This window comes from Rhizobium sp. 01T444, assembly GCF_056398305.1.
On record NZ_JBFTPD010000232.1, the window covers coordinates 1 to 638 of the forward strand.

Here is a 638-nt window from a genome sequence, read left to right on the forward strand (position 1 = left end):
GCTTTGCCATGCTGCGCCGCTTCGGACGCGGGCACGCGATCGGTCCGGTGGTGGCGCCCGATGCCGAAGGCGCGAAGGCATTGATCGCGCACCTTGCCGGGATGAACGCCGGCAACTTCACGCGCATCGATATCGACTTCGCCAGCGGCCTGGCCGAATGGCTCGAGAGCATCGGCCTGCTGCGCGTGGACACGCTGACGACGATGATGCGCGGCGCGCCGCTCGCCGTGCCGCCCGGTCGGCCGCCCGGCGGGTCGTCCCTGTTCGCAATCGTTACGCAGGCCACGGGCTGATCACGATGAGCAGAACCACCTTCCTCTACAAGTCCGACCCGGTTCGCGGCCGCCAGTGGGCCGAGGTGTTCCAGCGCTGCGCGCCGGCGATCGACTTTCGCATCTGGCCCGATATTGGCGACCCGGCGCAGGTGCGCTTCCTCGCGGCCTGGGAGCCACCGCCAAATCTGGCCGAGCGCTTCCCCAACCTGAAGGTGTTGTTCTCTTCCGGCGCCGGCGTCGACCAGTTCGACTTCGCGGCGCTGCCGCCGGACTTGCCGGTGGTGCGCATGGTCGAGCCCGGCATCGTGCAAGGCATGGTCGAGTACGTGACGCATGCGGTGCTCGACCTGCATCGCGACATGC

2 protein-coding genes are annotated in these 638 nt (G+C 68.5%); both read left to right on the top strand.

Going from position 1 to position 638, the window contains the following annotated elements:
• Positions 1-293, top strand: a 293-nt coding sequence (locus AC1DTN_RS38150; RefSeq protein WP_477925354.1) for a GNAT family N-acetyltransferase, incomplete at its 5' end; no start/stop codon positions are given.
• 5 nt (positions 294-298) lie between these two features.
• Positions 299-638 (top strand): Rossmann-fold NAD(P)-binding domain-containing protein (locus AC1DTN_RS38155; RefSeq protein ID WP_477925356.1); only part of this gene is annotated, 340 nt, incomplete at its 3' end.